Origin of the sequence: Burkholderia sp. AU17457 (assembly GCF_002223255.1) — a bacterium.
GTDB lineage: Bacteria > Pseudomonadota > Gammaproteobacteria > Burkholderiales > Burkholderiaceae > Burkholderia > Burkholderia sola.
Genome location: NZ_NKFB01000005.1, coordinates 2,002,726 through 2,024,105, shown reverse-complemented (window position 1 = coordinate 2,024,105; position 21,380 = coordinate 2,002,726). Strand labels below are relative to the sequence as shown.

Sequence of the window (21,380 nt, the reverse complement as noted above, 5' to 3'; positions counted from 1 at the left end):
GTGCCGTTCGCCGCGCTGCTGCGCACAAGTCCGGCGGGGGATGCCCGTCGTTGCTGGGTGTGCGCGTATTGCGCCGCCGCAATCGACGGCGCGGCCCGCCGGGCGGGGCTGGCGGGTGTGTCGTATTTGCGCAAGCGTTTGTCGTAATTCGTCGGCAGGCCGGGGTTTTTTCTGGCAACTATGTAGGCACGCTATGACAAGCGCGAGTCCCCGCTACACGAGGAGAAGGTTTCGATGGATGCCCCCAAGGTTGTGGTCGAAGGTCTGTGCAAGGTGTTTGGAAGCAATCCCCAGCAGGCGCTCGACATGCTCGCCGCCGGCGCGACGAAGGACGATGTGCTCAAGCGCACCGGCCAGGTCGTCGGCGTGCACAACGTCTCCTTCGATGTGCAGGAAGGCGAAATTTTCGTGCTGATGGGCCTGTCCGGCTCCGGCAAGTCCACGCTGATCCGCCTCGTGAACCGGCTGGTCGATCCGAGCGCCGGCAAGGTGCTGATCGACGGGCTCGACGTCGCGTCGGCGCGCCGCTCGGCGCTGACCGCGCTGCGCCGCAAGGACATGAGCATGGTGTTCCAGTCGTTCGCGCTGATGCCGCATCGCACCGTCGTGTCGAATGCCGCGTTCGGGCTCGAAGTCGCGGGCATGGGCAAGAAGGAGCGCGAGCGCCGTGCGATGGAAGTGCTCGAGCAGGTCGGCCTCGCGCCGTTCTCGCACAAGCTGCCGTCCGAGCTGTCGGGCGGCATGCAGCAGCGCGTCGGCCTCGCTCGCGCGCTGGCCGTGAACCCGTCGCTGATGATCATGGACGAGGCGTTTTCCGCACTCGATCCGCTCAAGCGCCGCGAAATGCAGGACGTGCTGCTGCAACTGCAGAAGGAGCAGCGCCGCACGATCATGTTCGTGTCGCACGATCTCGAGGAAGCGCTGCGCATCGGCAACCGCATCGCGATCATGGAAGGCGGCCGCCTCGTGCAGGTCGGTACGCCGCAGGACATCATCGCGAACCCGGCCGACGATTACGTGCGCGCGTTCTTCGACGGCATCGACACCAGCCGCTATCTGACGGCGGGCGACCTGATGCAGACGGGCGCCGTGCCGACCATGTCGAAGTGCGATGCCGCGAACGTCGCGGCTTCGCTGAACGGCAGCGCCGAATACGCGTTCGTGCTCGATGCCGCACGCAAGATTCGCGGCTTCGTCACGCGCGAGGCGCTCGGTCAGGACACGCCGTCCGTGCGGCCGATCGAAAGCATCCGGCGCGATGCGTCGCTCGAACATGTCGTCGCGCGCGTGGTCGCGAGCCCGAATGCACTGCCCGTCGTCGACGACGACGGCTGCTACTGCGGCTCGGTCGATCGCGCGCTCATCCTGAAGGCCATCACGCGTTCGCGAGGTTCCCATGTCTGAAATGATTCCGCTCGGTACCTGGGTCGACCAGTCCGTTCACTACCTGCTCGACCACGACGCAAAGACGTTCGACGCGATCGGTCAAGCGATCGAGGGGCTCGCGGCATTCGTCGAGCATGGCCTGCAGGCGATCCCGATGTGGCTGATGATGGCGATCTTCATCGGCGTCGGGCTGTGGCGGGTGGGCTGGCGCTTCGCGCTGTTCACCACCGCATCGCTGCTGCTGATCTTCGCGACCGGCTTCTGGGACCAGACGGTCATCACGCTCGGCCTCACGCTGTCGTCGACGATCATCAGCCTCGTGCTCGGCATCCCGCTCGGCATCTGGGCGGCGAAGAGCAAGTGGGTCGCCGCGATCGTGCGCCCGATCCTCGACCTGATGCAGACGATGCCGGCGTTCGTTTACCTGATTCCGGCCGCGATGCTGTTCGGTCTCGGCCGCGTGCCGGGGATCCTGTCGACGGTGATCTTCGCGATGCCGCCCGCCGTGCGTCTCACGAGCCTCGGCATCCGCCACGTGAACCGCGAGATCGTCGAAGCCGGCCAGGCGTTCGGCTGCACGCCGTGGCAACTGCTGTACAAGGTGCAGTTCCCGAACGCGCTGCCGTCGATCATGCAGGGCGTGAACCAGACGATCATGATGGCGCTGTCGATGGTGATCATCGCGTCGATGGTCGGCGCGGGCGGCCTCGGCAACGACGTGCTCGCGAGTATCCAGCGCCTCGACATCGGTCTCGGCTTCGAAAGCGGTCTGTCGGTCGTGCTGCTGGCGATCATTCTCGACCGCATCACCGAGAGCTTCGGCCGCGCGCCGGGCACCGCGAAGGCGCCGCTGTTCTCGGGCCTCAAGCAGCTGTTCCGCGTGAAGGCCGCGCCCGCGCAGGCCTGAGCCCAGGCGGCCGGACCCGGCCGCTCACCCTGTATATGGATAACGACTTCCGCGGCTTCGGCCGCGGAGTTGGCCCCCTGCAACCTCCTCGCCAGGAGACCGATGTGACGTCCGCCGTCGCTGTCGCGCCCGCCGCCTGCGTTTCACCGGTTTCGTCCCTCGCCCATTTCGGCTTCCTCACGCTGCCGAACTTCTCGATGATCGCGTTCTCGAGCGCGGTCGAAGTGCTTCGGATGGCGAACTACGTCGGGCGGGCGGATCACTACAAGTGGTCGATCTACTCGCTCGACGGCGCGCCCGCGCATGCCAGCAACGGCATCGCGGTGCGGCCCACGCAGGCGCTCGACTACGAGAGCCTGCCCGACGTGATGATCGTATGCGGCGGCATCCGCATCCGCGACGTGGTCGACGAGCGCGCGCGCGATACGCTCGCGGCGCTCGCCGAACGCGGGCTGCCGCTCGGCGGCATCTGCACGGGCGCGTACGCACTGATGTCGAGCGGGCTGCTCGACGGCTATCGCTGCACCGTGCACTGGGAGAACCTGTCCGCGCTGCATTCCGAATTTCCGCAAGTGGGCTTCGCCGACGAGCTGTTCGTCGTCGATCGCGACCGGCTGACCTGCACGGGCGGCACCGCGCCGCTCGACCTGATGCTGAACCTCGTCGGCATGCGGTTCGGCCAGCAACTGGCTGCGCAGGTCTCCGAGCAGTTCATCCTGGAGCGCATCCGCAGTTCGACCGATACGCAGCCGATTCCGGTCGACGCGCGCGTCGGCTTTTCGCGCGCGGAGCTGATCGAGGTCGTGCGGCTGATGGAGGCGAACATCGAGGAGCCGCTGTCGCTCGAGGAACTCGCGCGGCTCGTGCGGCTATCGCAGCGGCATCTGCAGCGCATGTTCAAGGTGTACCTGAACGTATCGCCGACCCACTATTACCTGACGCTGCGCCTGAAACGCGCACGCGACCTGCTGCGCACGACCGACGCATCGATCGCGCGCGTGACGACGGTCTGCGGCTTTCATTCGCCGTGCCATTTCAGCAAGGCATACCGCGCGCAGTTCGGCCACGCGCCGAGCTACGAGCGCCGGCTGCCGGGGCGCTGAACGGGGCCTCATTCGGTCCGCGACGTCGCCGGGATCGCGGCGCGCGGCTTCAATAAACGATCCCGGATTCAAGCAAACGACATCACTTTGAGGAGAAGCAAGATGAAGCGCCTATTGATCGCAGCGGTGTTCGGGATCGGGATGGCCGCGCCGATGTCGGCCGTTTATGCGGCCGATCCGCCCGTGTGCAAGAACGTGCGCTTCGCGGATGTCGGCTGGTCCGACATCGCGGCGACCACGGGCCTCGCGTCGACGATGCTGCAGGGACTCGGCTATAACCCGACGAAGACGATCGCGTCGGTGCCGATCACGTTCGCGGGGATCAAGAGCAAGCAGATCGATGTGTTCCTCGGCTACTGGTCGCCGACGATGGACCCGATCATCCAGCCGTTCACGAAGGCCGGCACGATCAAGGTGCTCGCGACGCCGAACCTGACCGGCGCGAAATACACGCTCGCGGTGCCCGACTACGTGTACCAGGGCGGCCTGAAGTCGTTCGCGGACATCCAGAAATATGCGGACAAGCTCAACGGCAAGATCTACGGGATCGAGCCCGGTAACGACGGCAACGCGCTGATCAAGAAGATGATCGACGGCAACCAGTTCGGCCTCGGCAAGTTCAAGCTGGTCGAGTCGAGCGAGGCCGGGATGCTCGTCGAGGTGAATCGCGCGATCCGCGACAAGCAGTGGATCGTGTTCCTCGGCTGGGAGCCGCATCCGATGAACGTGCAGATGAAGATCGACTACCTGACCGGCGGCGATGACGTGTTCGGCCCGAACTACGGCGAAGCGAAGGTGCTGACGGCGACGCCGCCCGACTACGCGCAGCGCTGCCCGAACGTCGCGAAGTTCGTGTCGAACCTGCAGTTCACGACGGCGATCGAGAACCACGTGATGGTGCCGATCATGAACAAGCAGGACCCGAACAAGGCCGCCGCCGCGTGGCTGAAGGCGAACCCGGACGCGCTCGACAAGTGGCTCGCGGGCGTGACGACGATCGACGGCAAGCCGGGCCTGCCGGCGGTGAAGGCGTATCTCGGCGCGCATTGAGCATGACGTGTCGGGCTTTGCGGCTGCGGCCCGAAGCCTGAACGTGAATGTTGAGCCGGCGTAAGCGGAGTGACCTGCTTGTGCCGGTTTTTTGCTGCGCGCTTCGCGCTCGCGCCGACGGCCCGCGGACGATGCGCTAGACTGCTCGATCCCCCATCGAGGAGACGGCAATGACCCGCAACACGCTTGATGCATCCGGACGGCAACACGCAGGCCGCATGCGGCCGAATCACGCGACCGCGTCGGCCGACACACGCTGGAACCGGACGATGCAGCGCTTCGACCATTCATTCGCATGAAGCGCATCGAGCAAGTCGTGCTCGCCGCCGATCTCGCGGGCACGGCGGTGTTTGCGATCGAGGGCGCCAATGCGGCGATCGGCGCCGGTCTCGACCTGTTCGGGGTGATGGTGCTGTCGCTCGTCGTCGCGCTCGGCGGCGGCGTGATTCGCGACCTGCTGATCGGCGCTCGCCCGCCGAGCGCCGTGAGCGACTGGCGTTATCCGGCGCTCGCGTTCGCCGCCGGGCTGTTCGCATTCGTGTTTCATGCGCGGGTCGCGTCGTTTTCGCCGTCGCTGCTGATCACGCTCGATGCGGCCGGCCTCGCGTTGTTCGCGGTCGCGGGTGCGGTGAAGGCGCTCGAATTCCGCGTCCCCCCGTTCATTGCAACGCTGATGGGCGCCGTGACCGGTTGCGGGGGCGGCGTCGTGCGCGATCTGCTGCTCGCGCGGATACCTGTCGTGCTGGTCACGGACATCTATGCGAGTGCGGCGCTGCTCGGCGCGGTCGTCGTCGTGGTGTGCCGGCGGCTCGGTTGCCCGCCGGTCGTCGCGGCCGGGCTCGGCGGCGTCGCGTGCTTTGCGCTGCGGATGGCGGCGGTTCGATTCGGCTGGCAGTTGCCGAAAATCGCCGCGGGCGCATAGGCGCCCGGCTCACGACCCCTTCGTCGCCGCCGGCACGTCGAACACGCGATCGAACGCCCACTGGAACACGAACGCGTAACAGAAGAAGAACGCGAACAGCGCGATATCGACGACGAACGCGTCGAACCACGAGATGTCGAGCCACCACGACACGACCGGCACGAGGATGAAGATCAGCCCGCCCTCGAATCCGGTCGCGTGCAGAATCCGCCGCCCGAGCGTGCGCGTCGGCTGTCGGCGCGACGCTTCCCAGCGCTCGAACAGCGCGTTGAAGACCATGTTCCACAGCATCGCGATCGCCGACATCGTCGCCGACAGCGCACCCGAGTAGACGAGGTCCTGCTTGAAGATTGCCGCGATCGCGGGCGAGATGCAGGAAATGGCGATCGCTTCGTAGAGCACCGCCTGCGTGATCCTGCGCGGTAGGCCTTGCACGGTTCCTCCGACTCGAGAGTGACCGTCGCGGCACCATGCCGCAACGTCCCGCAAGGCTAGTCGCGTTGCGCGCCCGCTTCAATTCACCTAATCTCAACCCGATTGAATCGAATTCAACCCGGCCGCATCCCGCCCGCGAGGCTCCGTGTTCTCGAAAATTCCCCTGACCGCATTGCGTGTATTCGAATCGTCGGCGCGGCTCGGCACGTTCAAGGCCGCCGCGGAAGAACTGTCCGTGACGCCGGCCGCCGTGTCGCATCAGATCAAGTCGCTCGAAAGCCGCGTCGGCGTGCTGCTGTTCGAGCGTGGCGCGGGCGGCGTGCGGCTGACGGAAGAAGGCGAGCAACTGTTTCGCGCGAGTCACGATGCGTTGCTGGCGTTGAGCCGCGGGCTGGATGCGCTGCGGCCGGACGCGGCCGAGGCGCGCCCGCTCGTGCTGACCACCACGCCCGCGTTTGCGGCGATGTGGCTGATTCCGCGTCTCGGTGCGTTTCGCCGCGTCGATCCGTACCTGCACATCAAGGTCGAAACGGGGAACGCGCTCGTCGATCTCGAACGCGATGCACGGATCGATCTCGCGATTCGCGCGACGTCGCGCACGTTTCCCGCGCTGCACGAGATTGCGTTGATCGACGAGTATTTCGGCGCGTATGCGGCCGCCGGGTTCGACGCGCATCGTACCGACGCGCCGCTCGACCTGATCGAAACCGTGTGGGATACGCCGCTGCCGGTGTCGGTCGACTGGGCGTCGTGGTGTCATGCGGCGGGCCGGGAAGCATGGCTCGAACGCGCGGTGTTTCGCCATTACGACGACGAGCACTACGCGTTGCAGGCCGTGCTGCACGGGCAGGGCATCGCGCTGCTCAGCTCCGTGCTGGCCGCCGAGCATGTCGAGCGCGGTGCGTTGACGCCGATCGAGCCCGCGGTGCGCGTCGCCGGTGCGCGCTTCGTCGCGCTGTGCCGGCCGGGGCGCGAGCGCGAGCCGCAGGTCAGACGGTTTCTCGACTGGCTCGAAGCGGAAATCGCACGGACGCGCGACGCGGTGGCGCGGATGGCGCCTGACGATGCACGCGTCGCTATCCGAACCTGACGCAATACACCGGCGGCAGGTGCGCCGATACCTGTCGCCAATGGTCGCCGCCATCGGCGGACGTCCATAACCCGCCGGTCGTCGACGCCATCGCGAGGCGCGTGCCGGAATCGTCCACCGCGAGTCCGTGCCGGTACACGAGGTCGTACGCGGGCGCGGCCGGCAACCCGTTCGACAGGCTCTCGAAACTGCGGCCGCCGTCGCGCGTACGCGTGACGACGAGCCGGCCGTTCACCGGAATCCGGCACGCGTCCTTCACGGCCGGCACGAACCACGCGGTATCGGGATCGTGCGGATGCACGGCCACCGCGAAACCGAAGCTCGACGGCTGCGCTTCGATCCGCCGCCAGTGTTCGCCGCGGTCGGTTGAGCGGAAGATCGCGCAGTGATGCTGCGTCCACAAGACGTCAGGGTTGGCCGCGCACTGCACGACGCGGTGCGGGTCCTGCATGTTCGGCTCGCCGCGTCGTTCGGGCGGCATGTAGTCGGCTTCCATGCCTTCCGCCGTGACGCGCCACGTCGCGCCGCCGTCCGCGGTCTGCCACACGCCGCCGCACGAGACGCCGACGGTGACGTGCCGGCTGTCGCGCGGATCGATCATCACCGAATGGATGCCTGGCGCGTCGTACCCGCCGCCGCCCCATTCGGCGCGTTCGGGGCGATCCCACAGCGGGCGGTTCAGTACCCACGAATCGCCGTGGTCGTCCGAGCGGAACAGGCCGCCGGGAATCGTGCCGGCCCACAGGGCGCCGGGCTCGTCCGCGCCGCCGGCTTCGAGCGACCAGATTTGCTGAAGCGTCCACGGCGGCTGCGGCGTCCCGGCAGCGGCAGGCGCGTCGTCGGTTTCGCCGCTGCCGGCGTGCGGTTCGGCACGGGCGGGTGACGCATCGGCGGGCTGCGGCGGATAAACCGGGACTGCGCATTCCTCCCAGCCGGTGGCGCCTGCGTGCAGGCGATGCAGCTTCACGCCGAAATGGCCCAGATCGAGCGCCGCATACAGCGTGCCGTCGCGCGGGTCGGCGAGCGCCATGCTGACGGGCTCACCGATGAAATGCGGTTCGCCGAGCGTCCAGCCGCCATGACCGTCGGGTTGCAGGACGAACAGGCCCTTGCGGGTGGCGACGAGCAGTCGATCGTTCATGGGCGATGTCTCCGGATGGCCCGCCTGGCGCGACGGCGCTTGGTATGGGGATTGCGCCGGTGCATCGGTCCCTTTATCCGCCGGTCAGCGCCTGCACGACATACACGCGGCTGGTGGCCGCGAGCGCATCGGACAGGTGTTGGCGGTCGCGGATCGGCTGGCCGTCGATGAACACCGACAAGTGCTTTCGCAGCGCGCCCTGATCGTCGACGATGTAGCCGCGCAGCCGCGGCTGCTCGCTGAAAATGGTGTCGAATGCTTCGCCGACCGTGTGCGCGTCGAGGTCGCGCTCGGGCGTTTCGACGTGCCGCTGGATCGACGCGGCGAAGAAGAGGTGCGCCATGGCGGTAGCTGGCAGGAGCCGCACGAAGGGACGGCTTGTAGTTTAGGCGATCCGGCAGGCGCCGAAAGGCGGAACGGAGCCGCCGTGCGCCGCGCGGCCGCTAAACCGGAATCGACCGCCCCCTGATCCGGATCCCGAGCCGCACGACGCCGATCACCGCATTCGACAGCCACGTGAGCCAGCGCGGCATCCCGCGCCGGCGGATATCGAGCAGCAGCACGATCCGAACCGCGTCGCTGGCATTCCACACCTCGTGCGTGAACGTGTCGTCCCACAGCAGGAAGCGCCCTTCGTCGAGCCGGTATTCGCGCCCGTCGACCTTCAGCACGGCGGCCGGCGTGCCGTCCGCGCGCGTCGGCATCGACAGCACGAGATACCCGCGCAGGATGCCGCGAAACGGCCCGCGATGCGGCGGGATGTGCTTGCCGGGCGCGAGGAACGACAGCGACGCGGACAGCACGTCCGGCGACGCCGCGACGAGCGCCGCGACGGTCGGGCAGCGCGACAGGTTGCGCGCAAACGGCTGACCGTACGCCTGCATGATGAACATCCGCCAGTCGCGGGCGTCGTTGGCCGAGATGTCGTACTGCTCGCGCATGATTTCGTGAAAGCGCGGGATGCGCGGCATGTCGCGTGCGACGTCGAGCGCCTCCGCGCGGATCTCGGGCCACGCGCGCACGAAACGCTCGGCATCCGGGAATGCGGCCGCGTCGAGCACCGCGCCGCTGTCGATATGGCGGTCGTACAGCCTTCGCAGCAGGGCGGCTGCATGGTCGTAAGCGGCGGACATGATCGATCGATGGGCGGTCCGGACGAAGTGGTGGTCAGTCTGCCCGAAGCGCGACGGGCACTGCGTTACGTCAGGTTACGCCGGCTGACGAATGAATGACAGTTCGATAAAAAACGGCCGCGGCGAATGGAACGACCGGGAATAAACCGCGCCTCTCCGTCGTCATACGGGTGTAGCACATCGTTTCGTTGACTGATGAAGGAGTGGAACATGAACACGCACTGGCTGGTGGCCGCCACGGTGGCGGCGATTTCTCTCGCAGGTGTCGCGACGCAAGCGTCGGCACAGGCGCTCACGCACGAACAGGTCCGGCAGGAACTCGTCGATGCGGAAAACAACGGGCTGCGTTTCGTGACCGATACGTCGTATCCAGACGTGAGCCCGCTGTTCCGGCACCAGGCCGATCAGATGCCGCAGCGGCAAGCGAGCACGGCAGTCGGCGGCGATCCGGCCATGTCGTCCGAAGCGGGCAAGCCGGCGGCGATGTCGCCGCGTCGAAGCGCCGCCGCATGCGTCGGCCCCGCGAGCTTCTGCACGATCTATTTCGGAAGCTGATCCACCCGCCTGCATCCGCAGGTCACGCCTGTCCCATGGTTGATTGATACGTCACATTCAAGGAGTTCACGATGAAAACTTATATCGCACTACTGACGATGATCGGGGCGATCGTCGGTCAGTCGGCATTCGCGCAATCGGTCGCGCCGCTGACGCGTGCGCAGGTTCGCGACGAACTGATGCGCGTCGAAGCGGCCGGGTACGATCCGGCGAAGGGCGATGACGGCGAGTATCCGGCCGATATCCAGGCTGCGGAAGCGAAGCTCGCGGAGCAGGACCGCGCGCGCCTGGCGGCGTCGGCCGCGCCGGCGGCCGGGCCCGGCATGCCGGCGCAGGTCGCCAACTAGGCGCCGACATGTACCCGTGTCGTACTAGACCGTCGGCGTCGCGGCAGAACGAGGCACGCGCGCAGACGAATCGCGGAGAGGGGGGCGTGCGGTGTCGACGCGGCGCCGATACGCTCTTCATGCAGGCGGGCGGGATGCAACGTGCGTCGTTGCGCGTCGGGGAATCGGTCGGGCCGCGTCGATGCGGCCCGACCCGGCGCCGATCAGCGCCGCTCGTCCGCGATATGGCTGCGGATCACGTCCGCGAACGACGCGTCGCCTTTCAGCCCGAGCGCTTCCGCGCGCGACGTATCCCAACGGCCCGGCCAGCTGCCGACGATCTTCTCGACGCGTTCGTCGGGCGCATGACGGATCAGCTTCACGACCTCGTCGCCCGCGACTTCGCGCAGCGCCGCGATCATCTCGTCGACCGACACCGACAGCCCCGGCAGGTTGATCACGCGCTTGTTGCCGAGCTTCGCGCTGTCGATCTCGCACCCGGCGACGAGCGCATCGATCGCGCCGCGCGGCGACAGCAGCCACAGCCGCGTCGAGCCGGGCACCGGGCACACGCTTTCCTCGCCGTTCAGCGGCTCGCGGATGATGCCGCTCGCGAACGACGACGCGGCCGCGTTCGGCCGGCCGGGCCGCACGCTGATGGTCGGCAGCCGCAGCACGCGGCCGTCGACGAAGCCGCGCCGCGCGTAGTCGCACAGCAGCAGTTCGGCGATCGCCTTCTCGGCGCCGTACGACGATTGCGGGTTCAGCGCGGTGTCGTCCTGCACGACGTCGGGCAGCGTGCCGCCATACACCGCGACGGAACTCGTGAACACGACGCGCGGCTGGTGGCCGCGTGCGCGGCATACCTCGAGCAGCGTGCGCGACGCGTCGAGGTTGATCCGCATCCCGAGATCGAAATCGGCTTCGGCCTGCCCGCTGACGATCGCCGCGAGATGGAAGATCGCACCCGTGCGCGTGTCGATCACGCTTTCGAGCACCGCGCGATCGGCGATGTCGCCGACGATCGACGTCACGCGCGCGTCGCCGAAATCGCTGCCCTGGACGACGTCGAGCAGCACGAGCTCGTCGATCTTCTCGATGCGACCGTCGGGGCCGGTGAGTTCGCCGCGCTCGAGCAGCTTGCGCGCGAGACGCTGGCCGAGAAAGCCGGCGCCGCCGGTAATCAGTACTTTCATGTTCGTTGCCCTTTGAGGAATGCTTGAATTACAGGTACGGCCTGATCCAGCCCAGGCCTTCCGACGTGCCGGCCTTCGGCCGATATTCGCAGCCGATCCAGCCGTCGTAGCCGAGCGCGTCGATCAGCGCGAACAGATACGGGTAGTTGAGTTCGCCGACGTCCGGCTCGTGGCGTTCGGGCACGCCCGCGATCTGGATATGGCCGATGCCCGCGAAATCGCGCTTGAGTTTCATCGCGAGATCGCCTTCGACGATCTGGCAGTGGTAGCAGTCGAACTGCACCTTCAGGTTCGGCGCGCCGACTTCCGCGCGGATCGCCTGCGCGTCGTCCTGGCGGCTCAGGAAATAGCCGGGCATGTCGCGCTGGTTGATCGGCTCGATCAGGATCGTGACGCCGTGCGCGGCGGCGGCCTGCGCCGCATGACGCAGGTTCGCCAGATACGTGTCGCGATGGCGTGCGCGGTCGGCGCCCGGCGGCACCATGCCGGCCATCGCGTGCAGTTTCTTGTTGCCGAGCACGCGTGCATAGTCGAGCGCCTGGTCGATGCCGCGCCGGAATTCGTCCTCGCGGCCCGGCAGCGATGCGATGCCGCGCTCGCCCGCGGCCCAGTCGCCCGGCGGCGCGTTGAACAGCGCCTGTTCGAGGCCGTGCGCGTCGAGGCGCGCGCGAATGTCCTCGGCGGCGAAGTCGTACGGGAACAGGTACTCGACGGCCTTGAAGCCGTCGCGGGCGGCAGCGGCGAAGCGGTCGAGAAACGCATGCTCGGTGTACATCATCGAGAGGTTGGCGGCGAAGCGTGGCATGGCAGCGGGTCCTGTGTATGAATGGGGCGGAGCGCCGTGCGCCCCGCGTCGAATGATGAATCGGCCAGCGGCGGATCAGCGGTTCACGAGCTTGGGCGGCGTGAGCCACACGGCGATCGCGCCAATCACCAGCATCGCGGCGAGCACGTACATGCCGGACGCGGTGCTGTGCGTGGCGTCCTTCAGGTAACCGATCACGTACGGGCTCGCGAAACCGGCGAGGTTGCCGACCGAGTTGATGATCGCGATCCCGGCCGCGGCGGCGGAGCCCGCGAGGAACGCGGTCGGCAGCGACCAGAACAGCGGGGCGCAGGTCAGCACGCCGCCTGCCGCGAGCGACAGGAACACGATCGACACCGCCGTATTGTGCGAGTACGACGCGGCGACCGCAAACCCGACCGCGCCCATCAGCGCCGGCACGATCAGGTGCCAGCGACGTTCGCGGCGCTTGTCCGCACTGTGGCCGAACAGGTTCATCACGACGATCGCGACGACGAACGGAATCGCGGACAGCAGGCCGATCTGCAGCGTGTCGGTGATGCCGGTCGATTTGACGAGCGTCGGCATCCAGAACGTGAGCCCGTACTGGCCGGTGACGAACGCGAAGTAGATCAGCGACATCCACCACATGCGCGGGTCCGAGAACACGGCCTTCAGCGAATGGCCGTGCTGCTGCTGTTCCTGCGGTTGCGCGGCGATTTCGTCCTCGAGCAACTGCTTCTCGCGCTCGTCGAGCCACTTCGCGCCGCGGATGTTGTTGTCGAGATACAGGATCGTCGCGATGCCGACGAGCACGGCCGGCACGGCTTCGATCATGAACATCCATTGCCAGCCGTGGAAGCCCGAGCCGCCGTGGAAGCGCTCCATGATCCAGCCCGACAGCGGGTTGCCGAAGATGCCCGACACCGGAATCGCGGACATGAACACCGCGATGATCTTTGCGCGGCGATGCGACGGGAACCAGTACGTGAGGTACAGGATCACGCCCGGATAGAAGCCGGCTTCCGCGAGCCCGAGCAGGAAGCGCAGCACGTAGAATTGCGTCGGCGTCTGCACGAACGCGAACAGCGCGGACAGCAGACCCCACGTGATCATGATTCGCGCGATCCAGATGCGCGCGCCGATGCGGTGCATCAGAAGGTTGCTTGGCAGTTCGAACAGAAAGTAGCCAAGAAAGAAAATCCCCGCGCCGAGGCCGAATACGGTTTCGCTGAACGCGAGATCCTGCGACATCTGCAGCTTGGCGAATCCGACGTTCACGCGGTCGAGATACGCGACCACGTAGCAGAGCATCAGGAACGGCACGATGCGCCAGAACACTTTCCTGTAGGTGCGGTCGAGTTCGCCCGATTGGGCGGCCGCGGCGGGCGAGCGGCTTGCGGCCGCGTCGAGAGCAGTCATCGTCGTCTCCAATGATGTTATGTGCCGGCGGCGCGTACGCCGACGGTCGTGTGTGCTGACGGAAAGGCCCGCGCACACGGCGGGCATGAAAATCGGTACGTACTACTGCATGATCAGGTTGCGACGCGTTACCAGCGCGCGCCGAAGCTCTGGCGCAGTTCGTCCAGCGCGGCGTCGGACAGCGGTTCGGGCTTCGGCTGGGTCATCAGCCACAGCCGCGCGGTTTCCTCGAACTCCTCGAGCGCATACGACGCGTGCGAGACCGACGGTCCCCACATCACGGGACCGAGGCGATCGAGCAGCACGCCGCGCACCCGGTCGGCCAGCGCCGCCACTTCGGCCGCGACGGCCGGGTCGCCGGGGCGGCGGTAACGGATCAGCGGAATGTGGCCGACCTTCATCACGTAGTACGGCGTGATCGGCGGCAGCACGTCGGTGTCGCGCCACACGCCCGCGAGCGTCAATGCGACGAGATGCGTCGAATGCGTGTGGACGACGCCATGCGCCTCTGCGTTGCGCGCGTAGATACCGCGATGCAGCGCGAGCGTCTTCGACGGCTTGCCGCCCGATACGGGCTGGCCGTCGGCGCCGACCTTCGCGATGTCGTTCGGATCGAGCCGGCCGAGGCAGGCGTCGGTCGGCGTGATCAGCCAGCCGTCGTTCAGGCGGGCGCTGATGTTGCCGGCGCTGCCGACCGCATGGCCGCGCGCATACAGGCTCGCGCCGACCACGCAGATCTCTTCGCGCAGTTTTGCTTCGTCGCTCATCGTGCGGCTCCGTCCAGCGCGCGCAGCGCCTTGTCGAAAAAGTCCGTGGTGCCGAAGTTGCCGGATTTCAGCGCGAGGCCGAGCGGCTGTATATCGATCGTGGCCGTGGCCGGCACGCCCGGATCGATCTGCGCGCCGATCTGCAGCGACTTCACGTCGAGCGCCTGCACGACCGCGCCGGACGTCTCGCCGCCGGCCACGACGAACTTGCGCACGCCGAGTTCGCGCAGCCCGCGGGCGATCGCCGCGAGCGTGCTTTCGACGAGATGGCCGGCCGCGTCGACGCCGAGCGCCTGCTGCACGGCCTTCACTTCGTCGGGCGTCGCGGTCGCGTAGATCAGCACGGGCTGCGGCAGGTGCGAGCGCGCAAAGGCGAGCGCCTGCTCGACGACGGGCTCGCCGCGCGAGGCTGCGAGCGGATCGATGCGGAAGCTCGGCCGCGTCGCGCGCCACGCGGCGACCTGTGCGTTGGTGGCCTTCGATGCACTGCCGGCGAGCACGGCCGACACGCCTTCGATGCACGGCAGCGACGCCGCGTTGTCGCGCTCGGGCAACTGCTCCGCGCGGCGGAAATTCGCCGGCAGGCCGAGCGCGATGCCCGATCCGCCGGTGACGAGCGGCAGGCCCGCGCACGCTTCGCCGAGGACGTAGAGGTCGCGGTCCGACAGCGCGTCGGCGATCGCGAGGCGCGCGCCCTCCGCGCGCAGCTGGTCGATCCGCGCGCGCACGGCGGCCGCGCCGAGCGCGATCGTGTCGTAGCGAATCAGGCCCACCGGGGACCTCGTCTGCCGTTGCAGCACGCGCACGAGGTTCGCGTCCTTCATCGGTGTGAGCGGGTGATGCTCCATCCCCGATTCGTTCAGCAGCACGTCGCCGACGAACAAGTGGCCGCGGTAGATCGTGCGGCCGTTCTCGGGGAACGCCGGGCACGCGATCGTGAAGCCGCCGCCGGCCGCGTCGAGCAGTGCGTCGGCCACCGGCCCGATGTTGCCCGCGTCGGTCGAGTCGAACGTCGAGCAATACTTGAAGAAGAACTGGCGGCACCCTTGTGCGCGCAACCATTCGTAGGCGGCGAGCGATTGCGCGACGGCGTCGGCGGCGGGGATCGTGCGCGACTTCAGCGCGACGACGATCGCGTCGGCGTCGACGATCGTGTCGGCCGCGCCGTCGGCGGGCACGCCGATCGTCTGCACGGTGCGCATGCCGCTCTTGACGAGCATGTTCGCGAGATCGGTCGCGCCGGTGAAATCGTCGGCGATGCAGCCGAGCAGGGGACGGGAAGCGGAAGCGGTCATGGCAGGCACGTCGTTCGAATCAGCGGGCGGGCGGCAGCGTGATGCCGGGGAAAGTCTTGATCACGGCGGAATCGTCCTCGCCGCCGTGGCCGGCGCTCGACGCGCTCATGAACATCTGGTGCGCGGTGGCGGAGAGCGGCAGCGGGAATTTGCTGCGGCGCGCGGTATCGAGCACGAGGCCGAGATCCTTCACGAAGATGTCGACGGCCGACAGCGGCGTGTAGTCGCCGTTCAGGATGTGCGGCACGCGGTTCTCGAACATCCACGAATTGCCCGCGCTGTGCGTGATCACGTCGTACAGCGCGTCGGCATCGACGCCTTCGCGCAACCCGAGCGCCATCGCTTCGGCGGCGGCCGCGACATGCACGCCGGCCAGCAACTGGTTGATGATCTTCACTTTCGAGCCGATGCCGTGCGCATCGCCGAGACGGTACACCTTGCCGGCGATCGCGGCGAGCACGTCCTCGCAGCCTGCATAGGCGGCTGCCGGGCCCGACGTCATCATCGTCATCTCGCCGGAAGCCGCGCGCGCGGCGCCGCCCGACACGGGCGCGTCGAGCATTTGCAGGCCGGCCGCTTCGACGCGTGCGCCGAGCGCGACCGCGAATTCGGGCGCGACGGTCGCGCTCGCGATCACGACGCCGCCCGGCTTCATCGCCGCGACCGCACCGTGTTCGCCGAACAGCACCGTTTCGGTTTGCGCGGCATTGACGACGAGCGTGACGACGACGTCGCACTGCGCGCCGAGTTCGGCCGGCGTCGCGCACGCGATGCCGCCTTCGGCGGCGAACGCCTGCAGCACGGTGTCGCGCACGTCGCATGCGTGGACGCGCAGGCCGGCGCGCAGCAGCGAGCGTGCGACGCCGAGGCCCATCGCGCCGAGGCCGATGACTCCAACATTTCGTGACATGGTCAACCTTGATCGATTCGAAAGAGGGTTCGGGACAACGGCGGCGGGCGCCGCCGGCTTCAGCAGATGCCGGCTTCCGCAAGACGGCGGGCGGCGTTGTACATGTGCGTGCGCGCCGCGTTGCGCGCGGCCATCGGGTCGCGTGCGCGGATCGCGTCGGCGATCGCCGCGTGCTCTTCGCGCACCTGCCGCGAGAAATCCTCGCGCGTCGCTTCGTTGCTGCGCGTGACCTTCACGCCGGCTTCGAGGTACTGGTTCAGGAACTGCAGCGTCTTCAGGAAATACGGGTTGCCGGTGACGGCCGCGATCGTGCGGTGGAACGCGACGTCCTCCGCGACGCCGTCACGCCCTTCGGCCACCGCTTGGTCGATCTTGCGCAGCGCGTCGTCGATGTCGGCCATGTCGTCGGCGGTGTGGTGCAGCGCGGCTTCGGCCGCGACTTCCGCCTCGATCGCGCGGCGCACCGCGAGCAGATGCGGCAGCGAGCTCGCCTCGACGGCTTCCGCGTAGTCGATCCGCAGCGGACGGATCGCGCCGTGCTGGTTCACGAATACGCCGCTGCCCTGGCGCGGCTCGACCACGCCTTCGTTCTTCAGCCGCGAAATCGCCTCGCGGATCACGGTACGGCTCACGCCGAATTCCTGCGCGAGCACGGCTTCGGTCGGCAGCTTGCCGGTGGCCGAGAAGCTGCCCACTTCGATCTGCTTGAGCAGTTGCTGCGCGACGTGGTCGCTCATCGCACGGGCGGGAATTTTCTCGAACATGATGCTCATGTTTGTAAGGTGATGTGGTCATCATACAAATTTAAGCGAGCATCAGCATCCGGGATAACCCTCGTTCAAGGAGTGCAACGTCGGCTAAATTGATTGGAACCGGTTCCAAAAGAATCGAAACCGACGCGAACGGTGTCGTTCTGCAGTCGGTCAGGGGAGGGTGGGCCGCCCGGGCCCGTCAGTCGGCGATGTCCTCGACGGCGTCGGCCGACGGATCGTGCATCGCGGCCACTTCGGCCACGTCGCCGCCGCGCTCGCGATACGTCGCCGGCGGCACGCCGAACTGCTTGCGGAATTCGCGCCCGAGGTGCGACGCATCGGCGAATCCGCAGCTCGACGCGATATCGGCGACCGTGCGGTCCGAACTCGTCAGCAGCCACGCGGCCGTACGCAGCCGCACCTGCTTCGCGAATGCCTGCGGGCTCCTGCCGGTCTCGGCCTTGAACAGCCGTTCGAGCTGCCGCGTCGACAGGTCGAGCTTGCACGCGAGTTCCTCGAGCGGCAGCGCACGCCCCACATGCTGTTCCATCAGAAGAATCGCGCGCTTGACCTTCGGGTGCGTCGCCGGCTCGAGCCCCGGCGGATGCGGCTGCGGCGCATTGCCTTTCTGCATCTCGCCGACGAGCAGGATGCGCAGCGCCTTCTGCACGGTCGCGTGATCGAAATGGCGCAGCAGGATCGCGGCGGCGACGTCGATCGACGCACGGCCACCCGAGCACGTAATCCGGCGCCGGTCGATCACGAACAGCCGGTCGGCGATCAGCAGGTCGGGATCGGCGGACGGAAAGCGCTCGATGAAATCCCAGTAATGGAACCAGCTCACGCAGGTGCGGTAGCCGTCGAGCACGCCGGCGCGCATCAGCGTGAACACGCCGGTGCAGATGCCGACGACCGTCGCGCCGCCCGTCGCCGCGCGGCGGATGAAATCGAGCGTTTCAGGGCCGGCCTGCGGCCCCGAATGCAGCAGCCCGCCCACCACCACCACATAGTCGAACGGCTCGGCCGCGTCGAACGTCTCCCACGGCGTGATCTGGATCCCGCAGCTCGCGCGCACCGGCGCGAGCGTCTCGCCGATCACGCTCCACGCGCAGCGCACGGGCTTGCTGTAGTCGCCGTCGTCGGCCGACAGCCGCAGCATGTCGACGAAGCCGGAGAAGGCCGTCAGCGTGAAGTTCGGCAGCAGCACGATGCCGAAGCGGATGCGCCGCGGCGCGGGTTCTGCGAGGGGGGAAGCGGGTACGTCGGGGGTCATCGCGGCCAATCTCGTCACGCCGGGCAGGCGGTCTCACTCGTTTCACACTGTTTGCGGGTTGCGGCTGCCGGAGGCGGCGCGGATGCAGTCAGCGTCGCCGATCGGCCGCGGCCGGACTTGTGGTTTTTCGTCGCGAACCATCGCCAAAACGCACTTTCGGGCCGGCCGGCACGGCGCTTGGCGGTGGTATCCCACGCCGATGCCGTTTTTGTTCTATCGGCCGATTTTACGCTTTGATGTACTGGTGCCCAACGACATTTCACGCATGCAACCAAAGGAAGCCAGATGAACGTCAGCGCGTTCGACCTGTTCAAGATCGGCATCGGCCCGTCCAGTTCGCATACGGTCGGCCCGATGATCGCCGCGTGCCGCTTCGCGTCGCACGTCGAGGACGCGAACCTGCTCGGCTTCGTGCGCCGCGTGCGGGTCGAGCTGTACGGCTCGCTCGGCGCGACCGGCAAGGGCCACGGCACCGACAAGGCCGTGCTGCTCGGCCTCGAGGGCCACCTGCCGGACACGATCGATCCGGACCTGATCGAACCGCGGCTCGCCGCGATCCGCGCGGAGAAGTCGCTGTCGCTGCTCGGCAAGCAGACGGTGCGCTTCGACGAAAAGGAGCACATCGGCTTTTATCGCAAGCTGATGAGCGGCACGAGCATCGTGCACCCGAACGGGATGCGCTTCCAGGCATTCGACGAGCACGGCCAGCTGCTGGTCGAGAAAGAGTATTACTCGGTCGGCGGCGGCTTCGTCGTGAACCGCGACGGCGATCGCGTGAACGGCGTGCGGGCGGCGGTCGAGGTGCCGTACCCGTTTCGCACCGGCGACGACCTGATGCGCCAGTGCCGCGAACACGGGTTGTCGATCGCCGAACTGATGCTGCGCAACGAATGCGCGCTGCGCCCCGCCGACGAAGTGCGCGCCGGGCTGCTCGCGATCTGGCGCACGATGGCCGCCTGCGTCGAGCGCGGCTGCAAGGTCGAGGGCGACCTGCCGGGGCCGATGCGCGTGAAGCGCCGCGCGGCCGAGCTGAACGGCCGCCTGCGTTCGCGTTCCGAAGAGTCGCTGCGCGACCCGCTGTCGATGCTCGACTGGGTCAACCTGTATGCGATGGCCGTCAACGAAGAGAACGCGGCCGGCGGCCGCGTCGTCACCGCGCCGACCAACGGCGCGGCCGGCGTGATCCCCGCGGTGCTGCACTACTACGTGAAATTCGTGCCGGGCTCGAACGAAGCCGGCATCGTCGAATTCCTGCTGACGGCCGCCGCGATCGGGATCATCTACAAGGAAACCGCATCGATCTCCGGCGCGGAAGTCGGTTGCCAGGGCGAAGTGGGCGTCGCGTGCTCGATGGCCGCGGCCGCGCTCGCCGCGGTGATGGGCGGCACGCCGGATCAGGTCGAGAACGCGGCCGAGATCGGCATGGAGCACAACCTCGGGATGACTTGCGACCCGGTCGGCGGGCTCGTGCAGATCCCGTGCATCGAGCGCAACGCGATGGGCGCGATCAAGGCGCTGAACGCGTCGCGCATGGCGCTCAAGGGTAACGGCCAGCACTACGTGTCGCTCGATTCGGTCATCAAGACGATGCGCGAGACGGGTGCCGACATGAAGACGAAATACAAGGAAACGTCGCGCGGCGGCCTCGCCGTGAACGTCATCGAATGCTAACGAAGGATCACTAACATGAGCCGCTACTCGATATTCAGCCTGTTCCGCAACGGCCTCTCGTATCACGAGAACTGGGAAAAGCAGTGGAAGAGCCCGGAACCGAAGAAGGAATACGACGTCGTGATCGTCGGCGGCGGCGGCCACGGCCTCGCGACCGCGTACTACCTCGCGAAGGAGCACGGGATCACGAACGTCGCGATCCTCGAGAAGGGCTGGATCGGCGGCGGCAACACCGCGCGCAACACGACGATCGTGCGCTCGAACTATCTGTGGGACGAATCGGCCGCGCTGTATGAAAAAGCGATGAAGCTGTGGGAAGGGCTGTCGCAGGATCTCAACTACAACGTGATGTTCAGCCAGCGCGGCGTGATGAACCTCGCGCACACGCTGCAGGACGTGCGCGACACCGAACGCCGCGTGAACGCGAACCGGCTGAACGGCGTGGACGCCGAATTCCTGACGCCCGCGCAGATCAAGGAAATCGAGCCGACGATCAACCTGAACAGCCGCTACCCGGTGCTCGGCGCATCGATCCAGCGCCGTGCGGGCGTCGCACGCCACGACGCGGTGGCCTGGGGCTTCGCGCGCGGCGCGGACCGCGCCGGCGTCGACATCATCCAGAACTGCCAGGTGACGGGCATTCGCCGCGAAGGCGGCGCGGTGGTCGGCGTCGACACGGTGAAGGGTTTCATCAAGGCGAAGAAGGTCGCGGTGGTCGCGGCCGGCAATACGACGACGCTCGCCGACATGGCCGGCATCCGCCTGCCGATCGAAAGCCACCCGCTGCAGGCGCTGGTGTCCGAGCCGATCAAGCCGGTCGTGAACTCGGTGATCATGTCGAACGCGGTGCACGCGTACATCAGTCAGTCCGACAAGGGCGACCTCGTGATCGGCGCCGGTATCGACCAGTACACGGGCTTCGGCCAGCGCGGCAGCTTCCACATCATCGAAAGCACGCTGCAGGCGATCATCGAGATGTTCCCGGTGTTCTCGCGCGTGCGGATGAACCGCCAGTGGGGCGGCATCGTCGACGTGTCGCCGGACGCGTGCCCGATCATCACCAAGACCGACGTGAAGGGCCTGTATTTCAACTGCGGCTGGGGCACCGGCGGCTTCAAGGCGACGCCGGGCTCGGGCTGGGTGTTCGCGCACACGATCGCCCGCGACGAACCGCATCCGCTGAACGCGCCGTTCGCGCTCGACCGCTTCTACACGGGCCACCTGATCGACGAGCACGGCGCTGCCGCCGTCGCGCACTAACC

At 67.4% G+C, this 21,380-nt stretch carries 21 protein-coding genes and 1 pseudogene; 10 read left to right on the top strand and 12 right to left on the bottom strand.

Annotated elements, in window-relative coordinates:
- Positions 1–112: 112 nt before the first annotated feature.
- From CFB49_RS26385 to CFB49_RS26365, 5 genes and pseudogenes are all read left to right on the top strand, one after another.
- Positions 113–1,404 (top strand): annotated as a pseudogene (locus CFB49_RS26385) (quaternary amine ABC transporter ATP-binding protein); the annotation flags it as partial.
- Entirely contained in the window at positions 1,397–2,293 is an 897-nt protein-coding gene (choW, locus tag CFB49_RS26380) for a choline ABC transporter permease subunit (RefSeq protein WP_059732582.1), read from the top strand. The pseudogene CFB49_RS26385 and the gene choW, both read left to right, overlap by 8 nt.
- A 104-nt stretch (positions 2,294–2,397) precedes the next feature.
- The gene (locus CFB49_RS26375) at positions 2,398–3,396 is read left to right on the top strand and encodes a GlxA family transcriptional regulator (RefSeq protein WP_089492713.1); all 999 of its coding nucleotides are present in this window, start codon (positions 2,398–2,400) and stop codon (positions 3,394–3,396) included.
- Positions 3,397–3,498: 102 nt separating this feature from the next.
- A complete protein-coding gene (locus CFB49_RS26370) occupies positions 3,499–4,446 on the top strand; it encodes a choline ABC transporter substrate-binding protein (protein WP_089492712.1) in 948 nt (315 codons plus the stop codon).
- Positions 4,447–4,741: 295 nt separating this feature from the next.
- Entirely contained in the window at positions 4,742–5,368 is a 627-nt protein-coding gene (locus CFB49_RS26365) for a trimeric intracellular cation channel family protein (protein ID WP_089492711.1), read from the top strand.
- A 9-nt stretch (positions 5,369–5,377) separates the two neighbouring features.
- On the opposite strand, the gene CFB49_RS26360 is transcribed toward CFB49_RS26365, so the two are convergent.
- Positions 5,378–5,803, bottom strand: coding sequence for a PACE efflux transporter (locus CFB49_RS26360; RefSeq protein ID WP_069618272.1), 426 nt, complete (start codon positions 5,801–5,803; stop codon positions 5,378–5,380).
- Between the two features lie 145 nt (positions 5,804–5,948).
- Between CFB49_RS26360 and CFB49_RS26355 the strand changes: the two genes are divergently transcribed.
- On the top strand, positions 5,949–6,893 hold the full coding sequence (locus tag CFB49_RS26355; protein WP_089492710.1) for a LysR substrate-binding domain-containing protein: 945 nt from the start codon (positions 5,949–5,951) through the stop codon (positions 6,891–6,893).
- Here the strand turns inward: CFB49_RS26355 and CFB49_RS26350 are convergent.
- The 3 genes from CFB49_RS26350 to CFB49_RS26340 all read right to left on the bottom strand — a co-directional run bounded on the left by CFB49_RS26350 (position 6,880) and on the right by CFB49_RS26340 (position 9,167).
- Entirely contained in the window at positions 6,880–8,034 is a 1,155-nt protein-coding gene (locus tag CFB49_RS26350) for a WD40/YVTN/BNR-like repeat-containing protein (protein ID WP_089492709.1), read from the bottom strand. The genes CFB49_RS26355 and CFB49_RS26350 overlap by 14 nt on opposite strands.
- 73 nt (positions 8,035–8,107) lie before the next feature.
- Positions 8,108–8,377: a MoaD/ThiS family protein gene (locus tag CFB49_RS26345; protein ID WP_089492708.1), complete on the bottom strand. Its 270-nt coding sequence runs from the start codon at positions 8,375–8,377 to the stop codon at positions 8,108–8,110.
- Positions 8,378–8,477: 100 nt separating this feature from the next.
- The gene (locus CFB49_RS26340) at positions 8,478–9,167 is read right to left on the bottom strand and encodes an aspartyl/asparaginyl beta-hydroxylase domain-containing protein (protein ID WP_089492707.1); all 690 of its coding nucleotides are present in this window, start codon (positions 9,165–9,167) and stop codon (positions 8,478–8,480) included.
- Positions 9,168–9,377: 210 nt separating this feature from the next.
- Between CFB49_RS26340 and CFB49_RS26335 the strand changes: the two genes are divergently transcribed.
- Together CFB49_RS26335 and CFB49_RS26330 are read left to right on the top strand one after the other, a co-directional pair.
- A complete protein-coding gene (locus CFB49_RS26335; protein ID WP_069618277.1) occupies positions 9,378–9,722 on the top strand; it encodes a DUF4148 domain-containing protein in 345 nt (114 codons plus the stop codon).
- 71 nt (positions 9,723–9,793) lie between these two features.
- Positions 9,794–10,069, top strand: coding sequence for a DUF4148 domain-containing protein (locus tag CFB49_RS26330; protein WP_089492706.1), 276 nt, complete (start codon positions 9,794–9,796; stop codon positions 10,067–10,069).
- A gap of 203 nt (positions 10,070–10,272) precedes the next feature.
- Here the strand turns inward: CFB49_RS26330 and denD are convergent, their stop codons facing one another.
- The 8 genes from denD to CFB49_RS26290 form a co-directional block, all read right to left on the bottom strand.
- Positions 10,273–11,244: a D-erythronate dehydrogenase gene (gene denD / locus CFB49_RS26325; protein WP_089492705.1), complete on the bottom strand. Its 972-nt coding sequence runs from the start codon at positions 11,242–11,244 to the stop codon at positions 10,273–10,275.
- 28 nt (positions 11,245–11,272) lie between these two features.
- Positions 11,273–12,049 (bottom strand): 2-oxo-tetronate isomerase, encoded by a 777-nt coding sequence (otnI, locus tag CFB49_RS26320; protein ID WP_089492704.1) that lies wholly within the window; start codon positions 12,047–12,049, stop codon positions 11,273–11,275.
- 75 nt (positions 12,050–12,124) lie between these two features.
- Positions 12,125–13,450: an MFS transporter gene (locus CFB49_RS26315; RefSeq protein WP_069618281.1), complete on the bottom strand. Its 1,326-nt coding sequence runs from the start codon at positions 13,448–13,450 to the stop codon at positions 12,125–12,127.
- Between the two features lie 128 nt (positions 13,451–13,578).
- Positions 13,579–14,217 (bottom strand): 3-oxo-tetronate 4-phosphate decarboxylase, encoded by a 639-nt coding sequence (gene otnC, locus CFB49_RS26310; protein ID WP_089492703.1) that lies wholly within the window; start codon positions 14,215–14,217, stop codon positions 13,579–13,581.
- Positions 14,214–15,512 (bottom strand): 3-oxo-tetronate kinase, encoded by a 1,299-nt coding sequence (otnK, locus tag CFB49_RS26305; RefSeq protein ID WP_089492702.1) that lies wholly within the window; start codon positions 15,510–15,512, stop codon positions 14,214–14,216. The genes otnC and otnK overlap by 4 nt, the downstream gene beginning before the upstream one ends.
- A gap of 19 nt (positions 15,513–15,531) precedes the next feature.
- Entirely contained in the window at positions 15,532–16,422 is an 891-nt protein-coding gene (gene ltnD / locus CFB49_RS26300; protein WP_089492701.1) for an L-threonate dehydrogenase, read from the bottom strand.
- Positions 16,423–16,481: 59 nt separating this feature from the next.
- Positions 16,482–17,186 carry a FadR/GntR family transcriptional regulator gene (locus CFB49_RS26295; RefSeq protein ID WP_069618287.1) on the bottom strand — a complete coding sequence of 235 codons (705 nt, stop codon included), beginning with the start codon at positions 17,184–17,186 and terminating at the stop codon, positions 16,482–16,484.
- 187 nt (positions 17,187–17,373) lie between these two features.
- Complete coding sequence (locus tag CFB49_RS26290; RefSeq protein WP_089492700.1) at positions 17,374–18,447, bottom strand: GlxA family transcriptional regulator; 1,074 nt, start codon at positions 18,445–18,447, stop codon at positions 17,374–17,376.
- Positions 18,448–18,732: 285 nt separating this feature from the next.
- Here CFB49_RS26290 and CFB49_RS26285 point away from each other — a divergent pair, with 285 nt between their 5' ends.
- Together CFB49_RS26285 and CFB49_RS26280 are read left to right on the top strand one after the other, a co-directional pair.
- Entirely contained in the window at positions 18,733–20,118 is a 1,386-nt protein-coding gene (locus tag CFB49_RS26285; protein ID WP_011694831.1) for an L-serine ammonia-lyase, read from the top strand.
- A 15-nt stretch (positions 20,119–20,133) separates the two neighbouring features.
- Entirely contained in the window at positions 20,134–21,378 is a 1,245-nt protein-coding gene (locus tag CFB49_RS26280; protein WP_034204196.1) for a sarcosine oxidase subunit beta family protein, read from the top strand.
- Positions 21,379–21,380: the final 2 nt, after the last annotated feature.

Coding starts and splice junctions, on each gene's coding strand:
- CFB49_RS26290 (WP_089492700.1), bottom strand. CDS start 18,447: ATGACCCCCGACGTACCCGCTTCCCCCCTCGCAGAACCCGCGCCGCGG.
- CFB49_RS26295 (WP_069618287.1), bottom strand. CDS start 17,186: ATGTTCGAGAAAATTCCCGCCCGTGCGATGAGCGACCACGTCGCGCAG.
- CFB49_RS26340 (WP_089492707.1), bottom strand. CDS start 9,167: ATGTCCGCCGCTTACGACCATGCAGCCGCCCTGCTGCGAAGGCTGTAC.
- CFB49_RS26330 (WP_089492706.1), top strand. CDS start 9,794: ATGAAAACTTATATCGCACTACTGACGATGATCGGGGCGATCGTCGGT.
- CFB49_RS26335 (WP_069618277.1), top strand. CDS start 9,378: ATGAACACGCACTGGCTGGTGGCCGCCACGGTGGCGGCGATTTCTCTC.
- CFB49_RS26365 (WP_089492711.1), top strand. CDS start 4,742: ATGAAGCGCATCGAGCAAGTCGTGCTCGCCGCCGATCTCGCGGGCACG.
- CFB49_RS26285 (WP_011694831.1), top strand. CDS start 18,733: ATGAACGTCAGCGCGTTCGACCTGTTCAAGATCGGCATCGGCCCGTCC.
- otnI (WP_089492704.1), bottom strand. CDS start 12,049: ATGCCACGCTTCGCCGCCAACCTCTCGATGATGTACACCGAGCATGCG.
- choW (WP_059732582.1), top strand. CDS start 1,397: ATGTCTGAAATGATTCCGCTCGGTACCTGGGTCGACCAGTCCGTTCAC.
- denD (WP_089492705.1), bottom strand. CDS start 11,244: ATGAAAGTACTGATTACCGGCGGCGCCGGCTTTCTCGGCCAGCGTCTC.
- CFB49_RS26315 (WP_069618281.1), bottom strand. CDS start 13,450: ATGACTGCTCTCGACGCGGCCGCAAGCCGCTCGCCCGCCGCGGCCGCC.
- CFB49_RS26280 (WP_034204196.1), top strand. CDS start 20,134: ATGAGCCGCTACTCGATATTCAGCCTGTTCCGCAACGGCCTCTCGTAT.
- CFB49_RS26370 (WP_089492712.1), top strand. CDS start 3,499: ATGAAGCGCCTATTGATCGCAGCGGTGTTCGGGATCGGGATGGCCGCG.
- otnK (WP_089492702.1), bottom strand. CDS start 15,512: ATGACCGCTTCCGCTTCCCGTCCCCTGCTCGGCTGCATCGCCGACGAT.
- CFB49_RS26350 (WP_089492709.1), bottom strand. CDS start 8,034: ATGAACGATCGACTGCTCGTCGCCACCCGCAAGGGCCTGTTCGTCCTG.
- otnC (WP_089492703.1), bottom strand. CDS start 14,217: ATGAGCGACGAAGCAAAACTGCGCGAAGAGATCTGCGTGGTCGGCGCG.
- CFB49_RS26345 (WP_089492708.1), bottom strand. CDS start 8,377: ATGGCGCACCTCTTCTTCGCCGCGTCGATCCAGCGGCACGTCGAAACG.
- ltnD (WP_089492701.1), bottom strand. CDS start 16,422: ATGTCACGAAATGTTGGAGTCATCGGCCTCGGCGCGATGGGCCTCGGC.